This window comes from Streptomyces sp. NPDC047981 (genome assembly GCF_040653315.1).
GTDB lineage: Bacteria > Actinomycetota > Actinomycetes > Streptomycetales > Streptomycetaceae > Streptomyces.
Genome location: NZ_JBEZNQ010000146.1, coordinates 1 through 9,003, shown reverse-complemented (window position 1 = coordinate 9,003; position 9,003 = coordinate 1). Strand labels below are relative to the sequence as shown.

Annotated in this window: 7 protein-coding genes and 1 pseudogene; 5 read left to right on the top strand and 3 right to left on the bottom strand. The window is 72.4% G+C overall.

Translation table 11 applies throughout. The annotated features are described in order from the left end of the window. From AB0E14_RS38485 to AB0E14_RS38465, 5 genes and pseudogenes are all read left to right on the top strand, one after another. Positions 1-435 (top strand): annotated as a pseudogene (locus AB0E14_RS38485) (hypothetical protein); the annotation flags it as partial. A 107-nt stretch (positions 436-542) separates the two neighbouring features. Continuing rightward, complete coding sequence (locus tag AB0E14_RS38480) at positions 543-1,172, top strand: PadR family transcriptional regulator (protein ID WP_362429822.1); 630 nt, start codon at positions 543-545, stop codon at positions 1,170-1,172. A 145-nt stretch (positions 1,173-1,317) separates the two neighbouring features. Further along, complete coding sequence (locus AB0E14_RS38475; protein ID WP_362429819.1) at positions 1,318-2,052, top strand: ABC transporter ATP-binding protein; 735 nt, start codon at positions 1,318-1,320, stop codon at positions 2,050-2,052. Then, positions 2,049-4,916, top strand: a complete 2,868-nt coding sequence (locus tag AB0E14_RS38470; protein ID WP_362429817.1) for an ABC transporter permease — start codon at positions 2,049-2,051, stop codon at positions 4,914-4,916. The genes AB0E14_RS38475 and AB0E14_RS38470 overlap by 4 nt, the downstream gene beginning before the upstream one ends. 95 nt (positions 4,917-5,011) lie before the next feature. Further along, a complete protein-coding gene (locus AB0E14_RS38465) occupies positions 5,012-5,554 on the top strand; it encodes a bacterial proteasome activator family protein (RefSeq protein WP_362429814.1) in 543 nt (180 codons plus the stop codon). A gap of 165 nt (positions 5,555-5,719) precedes the next feature. On the opposite strand, the gene AB0E14_RS38460 is transcribed toward AB0E14_RS38465, so the two are convergent. From AB0E14_RS38460 to AB0E14_RS38450, 3 genes are all read right to left on the bottom strand, one after another. Next, positions 5,720-6,709 carry an NAD(P)H-quinone oxidoreductase gene (locus tag AB0E14_RS38460; RefSeq protein WP_362429812.1) on the bottom strand — a complete coding sequence of 330 codons (990 nt, stop codon included), beginning with the start codon at positions 6,707-6,709 and terminating at the stop codon, positions 5,720-5,722. Between the two features lie 10 nt (positions 6,710-6,719). Further along, complete coding sequence (locus AB0E14_RS38455; RefSeq protein WP_362429809.1) at positions 6,720-7,829, bottom strand: potassium channel family protein; 1,110 nt, start codon at positions 7,827-7,829, stop codon at positions 6,720-6,722. Then, positions 7,783-9,003, bottom strand: a 1,221-nt coding sequence (locus AB0E14_RS38450) for a molybdopterin molybdotransferase MoeA (protein ID WP_362429805.1), incomplete at its 5' end; no start/stop codon positions are given. The genes AB0E14_RS38455 and AB0E14_RS38450, both read right to left, overlap by 47 nt.

The window sequence follows — 9,003 nt, the reverse complement described above, 5'->3', positions numbered from 1 at the left end:
GGGCCCACACCGTCCGGCTCACTGGCCGGGCGCCCCGCCGGCGAGGGCCGTGAGCGTCCGGGCAGGCCCCCCGGGCAACCGAGGCCGAGCGACCCGGACGAGTCCGCCGATGACCCCACCGAACCGTCCGGTGACCCGTCGAACGACCCTTCCGCCGACCCGTCTCGTACCAAGTCCGCAACAGACGAGGAGTCCGCGGAGGCGCCGCCCGAGGAGGCGGACGAGGCGGACGAGGCCCTCGAACCGGTACCGGAGACGGACCCTTCCGCCTCCGACGCGCCGCCCGCGACCGCTCCCGCCGCGGCGCCCCGGCTCGGCGACCAGCCCGCCCCCACCGCCTCCGACCGGCAGATTCCCGTGGTCACGCTGGGCGCCGGGCTCGCGATGATGGGGCTCGGCATCGGCTTCCTCGGCCTGCGGATGCGGCGCCGCTGAGAGGGGCCGATCCCCCGCGAGACCCCGCGTGTCCCCCTTGAGACGGACGCGCAGACTCCGTCTGAGGTCGCTTGTCCGCGTCGACATACTCGGTATACATACTGAGTATGTCGATCCGCCACGGGCTTCTCGCCCTCCTCGAACGCGGGCCTCGCTACGGCTCGCAGCTCCGCACGGAGTTCGAGTCCCGCACGGGCTCCACCTGGCCGCTCAACGTGGGCCAGGTCTACACGACCCTGAACCGTCTCGAACGCGACGGCATGGTCGCCCAGGACGGTGCGGACGAGGCCGGTCACGCGCTCTACGCCATCACCGAGGGCGGGCGGGACGAGCTGCGGCAGTGGTTCGAGAAGCCCGTGGACCGCACCAGCCCGGCCCGCGACGAGCTCGCCATCAAGCTCGCCATGGCCGTCGGAGCACCCGGCGTCGACATCAGGAACGTCATCCAGTCCCAGCGCCGGCACACCGTGAAGGCGATGCAGGACTACACCCGGCTCAAGGCGCAGGCGCTCACCGCCCTGGAGTCGGGGAAGTCCCGGGAACGCGACGACGTGGCCTGGCTGCTCGTCCTGGAGCAGTTGATCTTCCAGACCGAGGCCGAGGCCCGCTGGCTGGACCACTGCGAGGCCCGGTTGATCCGGCTCTCGACGTCCGCCGTCGGCGCGGGGGACCCCCGGCCTCCCGGGGCGGCCTCGCCGGCCGCCGACGACACGCACCACCCGGCGCGGACGCGCTGACCCCGCGGCCCACCGGCCCCGGTCTCGCACCACCCGCACGATCCGGCGCCGTACCGCACGATCCGGCGCCACCACCTCTCCATCCGCTCCATCCGCTCCGTACGCGCACGCGCATCGTGTCCGTACGCCCAAGGGGGACCCCTCCATGTCCACAGCGCAGCCCGTGCTGCAACTCCAGAACCTGACCCGCGTCCACGGCTCCGGCGCCACCGAGGTGCACGCCCTGCGCGGCATCGACCTGGCCGTCCACCCCGGTGAACTCGTCGCCGTCATGGGCCCGTCCGGCTCCGGCAAGTCCACCCTGCTCACCATCGCGGGCGGCCTCGACAACCCCACCTCCGGCCGGGTGATCGTCGAGAACACCGACATCACCAACGCCGACCGCAAGACCCTCGCGGCCCTGCGCCGCCGCAGCATCGGCTACGTGTTCCAGGACTACAACCTGATACCGGCGCTCACCGCCGCCGAGAACGTCGCCCTGCCCCGCGAACTGGACGGCGTCGCCGCCCGAAAGGCCCGCGTCGAGGCCCTGGCGGCGCTGGAGGAGATGGACCTCGGCCACCTCGCCGACCGCTTCCCCGACGAGATGTCCGGCGGCCAGCAGCAGCGCGTGGCCATCGCCCGCGCCCTGGTCGGCGACCGGCGCCTGGTCCTCGCGGACGAGCCGACGGGCGCCCTGGACTCCGAGACCGGCGAGTCCGTCCTCGCCCTGCTGCGCGCACGCTGCGACGCCGGGGCGGCGGGCGTGCTCGTCACCCACGAGCCGCGGTTCGCCGCCTGGGCCGACCGGGTCGTCTTCCTGCGGGACGGCGCCGTCGTCGACCAGACCGTGCGCACCGACGCCGACTCGCTCCTCTCGGGCCAGGCGGCCGAGCGGTGAACAAGTGGCTCCACTCCTGGCGCGCCGCGATCCGCATCGCGCGCCGTGACGCCTGGCGCTCCAAGGGACGCAGCTTCCTCGTCCTGGCGATGATCGCCCTGCCCATCCTCGGCGTCAGCGCCGCGGACCTGACCCTGCGCAGCTCGGAACTCTCCCCCGAGGAGCGTCTGAGCCGGGACATCGGCGCCGCCGACGCGCGGTTCTCCGACGCCCACGTCAGCGGGGTGCCGGTCTACCAGGACCCCGAGGGCAACACGTCCGTGCCGGTCAAGGACTACAAGGACGAGCCCTGGCCGAGCGGTCCGACCGACGTCACCAAGACCTTCCCGGCCGGCTCCGCGGTCATCACCGACAGCAGCGGCAGCGCCAAGCTGACCACGGCCCACGGACTGCTCCAGACCGAGGTCCGCGAGCTGAAGGCCGACGATCCGATAGCCCGGGGCATCATGGCCCTCCAGGAAGGCCGCTTCCCGGAGAAGGCGGACGAGGTCGCCGCGACCACGCACTTCCTGGAGACGAGCGGGCTGAGCATCGGCTCCACGCTCTCGGCGCGCGGTGACAGCCGTACCTTCCGGATCGTCGGCTCGTACGAGCTCCCCAACGACCTGAAGGCCGACCAGGTCAACGCCCTGCCGGGCGCGTTCCTCGACGGGTACGCCAAGGTCGCCACGGCGAGCGGGATGGACGCCGGCCAGGCGTCCGTCACGTACCTGGTGAAGGCTCCCGGTGGTTTCACGTGGAACACCGTGCAGCAGGTCAACACCAAGGGCGTCACGGTCGTCTCGCGCGCGGTGCTCCTGGACCCGCCCGCCACGGACGATGTCCCGCTCTTCCAGAAGGAGGGCTGGGGCACCTTCGAGGACAGCGCGGCCGCCCAGGCCGCCGAACTCGCCGCCGCGGGCACGGTCGTCGGCCTCGCCATGCTGGAGATCTGCCTGCTGGCCGGTCCCGCGTTCGCCGTGGGCGCCCGCCGCTCGCGCCGTCAGCTCGGGCTCGTCGGTGCCAACGGCGGCGACCGTCACCACATCCGCGCCATCGTGCTCAGCGGCGGCCTCGTCATCGGCGTCGCGGCGGCCGTCATCGGTACCGGCCTCGGTCTCGTCCTGACGTTCGCGCTGCAGCCGGTCCTCGAACAGGCGATGGGCCAGCGGTTCGGTGCCTTCGACATCCGTCCGCTGGAGCTGCTCGGTATCGCGCTCATCGCCGTGCTGACCGGTCTGCTGGCCGCGATCGTCCCGGCCGTCACCGCGTCCCGGCAGACCGTTCTCGCCGCGCTCACCGGCCGTCGGGGTGTCCGCCGCGGCAGCCGCGTCCTGCCGGTCATCGGCCTGGTCGCCCTGCTCCTGGGCGGCGCGATCGCCCTGTACGGCTCGGTGATCTCCGACGAGTTCATCATCGTCGCGGGCGGCAGCGCCCTCGCCGAGCTGGGCGTGGTCGCCATGACCCCGGCCCTGGTGGGCCTCTTCGGCCGCACCGGCCGCTGGCTGCCGCTCTCGCCGCGCCTCGCCCTGCGGGACGCGGTGCGCAACCGGGGCCGTACGGCTCCCGCCGTCGCCGCCGTGCTCGCGGCCGTCGCCGGAACGGTCGCCGTCTCCACCTACGCGGCCAGCCGCGAGGCGCAGGACGAGGCAGGCTACGAGGCGAAGCTGCCGCACAGCGCGGTCTCCGTGCTGGTCACGGAGGAAGGCGGCCGGGACGTCCCCGCCGTTCGGGACGCCGTGCAGCGGCTGCTGCCCGTCGACACCCGCGCGGACCTCCAGCGGATCGTGGTCGGCAAGACGAACTGCTCCCCCTACAGCGAGAACCCGGGCTGCGGTCGCTTCGAGATGATCATCCCGAAGGCCAACGAGTGCCCCCTGTGGATGTCCACCGAGGACGGCTCGGACCCCTCCGAGAAGTTCACCAAGGAGCAGCGCCGCAAGCTCGCCGAGGACTGGCGCTGCACCGAGAACAGCGGCGGTGACCTGCCCGGCGGTGCCTATGTCGACGGAGGCCTGATCGTCGGTGACGCCTCGGTCCTGAAGGTCCTCGGCATCACGGACGCGGGCGCGCAGAAGGCCCTCGCCGAGGGGAAGGTCCTCTCGTTCGCCAAGGCACCCATCGACACGACGGGCAAGATCGCCGTCAAGCTGATCGCCGACAACAAGAAGGCGAACCTGGCCGACCAGGAGCGCAAGCCGGTCCCCGGCGAGGTCAAGCACCTCCCGGCCCACCTGCTGACCGGGCAGAAGTCCTACGGCATACGGGCGCTCATCAGCCCCGACGCCGCCAAGGCCGCAGGCCTCTCCGCGGTGCCGTTCGGCTCGTTCTTCACCACCGACGCGATGCCCAGCGGCGAGCAGCGGCAGAAGCTCGACGGAGAGATCGCCAAGATCGGCAGCGATGTCGCGCTGCACGTGGAGGAAGGATTCGTCAGCGACACCAGCATCGTGCTGCTCGCGCTGACCGTCTTCGCCGGCCTCGTCACCATCGGCGCCGCCGGCATCGCCACCGGACTCGCCCAGGCCGACGCGGAGGCCGATCTGAAGACGCTGTCCGCCGTCGGTGCGCCCCCGCGGGTGCGCCGCACCCTCAGCGGATTCCAGTGCGGGGTGGTCGCCGCGATGGGCGTGATCCTGGGCTCGGCGGCCGGTGTACTCCCGGCCGTGGGGCTGCGGCTCACCGAGGAACGCCAGGAGCTGCGCTTCTACCAGGAGTCCCTCGACCAGGGCTGGGGCGGTGCGCAGGAAGCTCCGTACGTCCCGATCGTCGTCCCCTGGGAGACCCTCGGCGCGATGCTGGTCCTCGTACCGCTGGGCGCCGCGCTCCTCGCGGCCCTGGTGACCCGCTCGCGCGGGGCCCTGGCCCGCCGCGAAGCCGCCTGACCGGTCGTTGCCTTCCTGTGCCCCTGGAGAAGGGTGGATCACCCTTCTCCAGGGGCACACCGTGTGATGAGGCACGTGTGCGAGAGAATGGCGGCATGGAGATGCCGAGGAATGAACGGTCGCAGGAGACTCCCCAGGTCCTCATCGTGGGACAGGACGGGATGGCACTCGGCGGCGCTCAGGGTGACGACGAATCCCGCGAGGTCCCGGTGACGGAAATGGTCGAGCAGCCTGCGAAGGTCATGCGTATCGGCAGCATGATCAAGCAGCTCCTGGAGGAAGTACGTGCGGCTCCCCTCGACGAGGCGAGCCGGGTCAGGCTCAAGGACATCCACGCGAGCTCCGTGAAGGAGCTGGAGGACGGGCTCGCGCCCGAACTGGTCGAGGAACTGGAGCGGCTCTCCCTGCCGTTCACCGACGAGGCGATCCCCTCCGAGGCGGAACTGCGGATCGCGCAGGCCCAGTTGGTGGGCTGGCTCGAAGGCCTCTTCCACGGGATCCAGACGGCGCTGTTCGCCCAGCAGATGGCCGCCCGGGCCCAGTTGGAGCAGATGCGCCGCGCGCTGCCTCCGGGCGCGCCGGTCGACGACGACGACCACGGCCGCGGTCACGCGGTCCGCTCGGGGCCGTACCTGTAGGGCTTCGGGGACATCCGTACGCGAGGGCCCGGCACACCTGGGGTGTGCCGGGCCCTCGGGCGTGCTCAGGCGGCTGCGCGTGCCTTCACGCGTGCTCAGGACGGTTGCGCGTGCCCTCACACGTACTCAGGCGGCCGCATGTCCTGAGGCGGGTTGCGCGTACCCTCAGGCCGCGCCGGGCGCGAGGAGCAGGACCTTGCCGACGTGGGTGCCGGAGTCCAGGGCCCGGTGCGCCTCGGCGGCGTCGGGCATCTCCACCGTACGGTCGACCACCGCGCGCACCGTGCCCGATTCGATCAGCGGCCAGACGTGCTCGCGCACCGCGGCGACGATGGCCGCCTTCTCGTGCAGCGGGCGGGCGCGCAGCGTCGTCGCCGTGATCGCGGCCCGCTTGGAGAGCAGCGCGGCAAGGTTCAACTCGCCCTTCACACCGCCCTGCAGACCGATGACGGCGAGCCGGCCGTTGACCGCGAGCGCGTGCACATTGCGCTCCAGGTACTTCGCTCCGACGATGTCCAGGATCACGTCCGCACCGGCGCCGTCCGTGGCCTTGCGGAGTTCCTCGACGAAGTCCTGCTCGCGGTAGTCGATGAGGATGTCCGCGCCCAGTTCGGCGCAGCGCGCGAGCTTCTCCGGGCCGCCCGCGGTGACCGCGACCTTCGCGCCGACCGCCTTGGCGAGCTGGATCGCCATCGTCCCGATGCCGCTCGCACCGCCGTGCACCAACAGCGTCTCGCCGGGCCGCAGATGGGCGACCATGAAGACGTTCGACCAGACCGTGCAGGTCACCTCGGGCAGCGCCGCCGCCGTCACGAGGTCCATGCCCTCCGGTACCGGCAGCAACTGGCCGACCGGGACGACGACCTTCTCCGCGTAACCGCCGCCCACGAGCAGCGCGCACACCTCCTGGCCGACCGACCAGCCGGACACCCCCGGCCCCAGTGCGGCGATCCGCCCCGAGCACTCCAGGCCGGGGTACGGAGAGGTGCCCGGCGGCGGGTCGTAGAAGCCCTGGCGCTGGAGCAGATCGGCACGGTTGACGGCGCTCGCCACCACCTCGACGAGGACCTCGCCCTCGGCGGGCACGGGATCGGGCACCTCGGCCCAGACGAGGGCCTCGGGGCCGCCGGGTTCCGGAATCGTGATCGCATGCATGGCGGCGAGGCTACTCGGACGGCGCCGACAGCGGAGTGACGGGCGCCGCGCGCACGATGGTGATCACACGGTCCGTCAACTGCAGCGGGCTGGCGGCCGGATCGTCGTAACCGAGCAAGCGGTGCCCGCGCAATACGCTGACCACCAGGTCCTCGGTCTCCCGCACGCTCTTGCCCACCTCGGACTTTATGACCGGCCGCTCCACCAGATCGAGACCCGAGCCCTGCTGGATCAGGTCCTCCATCACCGTGCCGGCACTGGGGCTGAGCACGGAGAGCCCGAGCAGCCGGCCGGCGGCGCTGGCGCTGGTGATCACGGCGTCCGCGCCGGACTGGCGCAGCAGCGGAGCGTTCTCCTCCTCGCGTACGGCGGCGACGATCTTCGCGCCCCTGTTGAGCTGGCGGGCGGTGAGCGCCACCAGGACCGCGGTGTCGTCGCGCTGGGTGGCGATGACGATCTGCCGTGCCTTCTGCACCTCGGCGCGGAGCAGCACGTCGCTGCGGGTCGCGTCGCCCACCACCCCGACGAAACCGTCCGCGTTCGCCGCCTCGATCACCTTGGTGGAGGGGTCGACGATGACGATCTGCTCCTTGGACAGGCCCGTGGCACGGAGCGTCTGGATCGCGGACCGTCCCTTGGTCCCGAAGCCGACGATGACGGTGTGGTCGCGCACGGCGGACCTCCAGCGATTCAGCCGCCACTCCTCCCGGGTCCGCTCCGTGAGGACCTCGAGAGTGGTGCCGACCAGGATGATCAGGAACAGCACGCGCAGCGGCGTGATCAGCAGGATGTTGACGAGCCGCGCGGAATCGCTGTGCGGAACGATGTCGCCGTAGCCCGTGGTGGAGAGGGTGACGGTCGCGTAGTAGGCGCAGTCGAGGAAGTCGAGCGTCCCGTTGGCGTTGTCGTGGTAGCCGTCGCGGTCGATGTAGACGATCAGCGTGGTGAGGGCCAGCACGCCCAGGGCCATCAGGAGACGCTTGGCCACCTGGCGCATGGGCTTCTCGACGATGCGCCGAGGCATCCGGACCCGGGTGGGGGACGCCTTCTCGTCCGCGTCGCGCGCCATGACGTCACGGCTGGGAAGTTTCACGTGAAACACCTTCCTGCCGTGCTGCATGGAACGGCTGGGTCGGGTCGCCGAGCGAGGCCGACCAGGGGAGGTCGAGGATCTCCAATGCGTCGCCGGCGCGCGCGCCGCCGGGTGGGACGACGGCCATCCCGTCCGCCGCCGCGATCCCCCGGAGCATCGCGGGCCCGTGGTACCGCAGCGGAACGATCCGGTCCTTGCGGTGCACGACCGGGACGAGCCGGGTGTCGTACGGATGGCCCTGCACCTCGTCCGCCATGGGAACGCTGTACGGCGCCGGGAGCGCGGCGCCCGCGAGGGCCCGGATCAGCGGCTCGGCCAGGGTGAGCAGGCCGGAGACGGCGGCGAGGGGGTTTCCGGGCAGCCCGACGAGATGGCGCTCGTCGTCGAGGCGAGCGAGCAGCATCGGGTGGCCGGGCCGGACCTTCACCCCGTCGACGAGCAGGGTCGCCCCGGCCTTGGCGAGCACGGGATGGACATGGTCCACCGGGCCGGAGGCCGTTCCGCCCGTGGTGATCACCAGGTCGGCGGGGGAGCCGGTGACCGCCGCCGCGAGGGCGTCGGCGTCATCGCCGATCCACCGGGTGGCGAACGTCTCGGCGCCCAGCGCGTTCAGCCAGGGGCCGAGCATGGGGCCGAGCGCGTCACGGATGAGCCCGTCGTGGGGGAGTCCCGCCGTCAGCAGCTCGTCGCCGAGGACGAGGACCTCCACACGGGGACGGGCCGGGGTCGGCAACTCGTCGTACCCGGCGGCGGCCGCGAGCCCGAGGACGGCGGGCGTCACCCGCGTCCCGGCGGGCAACAGCTGCTCTCCGGAGCGGCATTCCTGGCCCCGGGGGCGGATGTCCTGGCCGGGCACGACCTCGCGCCGGGCGTGCAGATGGCCGCTCGCGTCGGTGCGGGCGTGCTCGCTGCGGATGACCGCCGTGGCCTCGGGCGGTACGCGGGCGCCGGTGGCGATCCGCACGGCGGTGCCGTCGTCGAGCGGGGCGGCGGGGGCGTGGCCGGCGAGCACGGCGTCCTGGGCGCGGATCTCCCAGGGGCCCGGGCCTGCGACCGCCCAGCCGTCCATGGCCGAGGTGTCGAAGGAGGGCAGATCGGTGAGCGCGCGCAGCGGCTCGGCGAGCACCTGGCCCAGGGCCTGGTCGAGCGGTGTACGCAGGGGTGGGCGCGCGGCGCCCACCACGGCCCCGGCGCGGGCGGC

Bases quoted from the DNA above. Each gene is read 5' to 3' on its own strand.
- AB0E14_RS38455 (WP_362429809.1), bottom strand. From the start codon at position 7,829: ATGCAGCACGGCAGGAAGGTGTTTCACGTGAAACTTCCCAGCCGTGAC.
- AB0E14_RS38460 (WP_362429812.1), bottom strand. From the start codon at position 6,709: ATGCATGCGATCACGATTCCGGAACCCGGCGGCCCCGAGGCCCTCGTC.
- AB0E14_RS38475 (WP_362429819.1), top strand. From the start codon at position 1,318: ATGTCCACAGCGCAGCCCGTGCTGCAACTCCAGAACCTGACCCGCGTC.
- AB0E14_RS38480 (WP_362429822.1), top strand. From the start codon at position 543: ATGTCGATCCGCCACGGGCTTCTCGCCCTCCTCGAACGCGGGCCTCGC.
- AB0E14_RS38465 (WP_362429814.1), top strand. From the start codon at position 5,012: ATGGAGATGCCGAGGAATGAACGGTCGCAGGAGACTCCCCAGGTCCTC.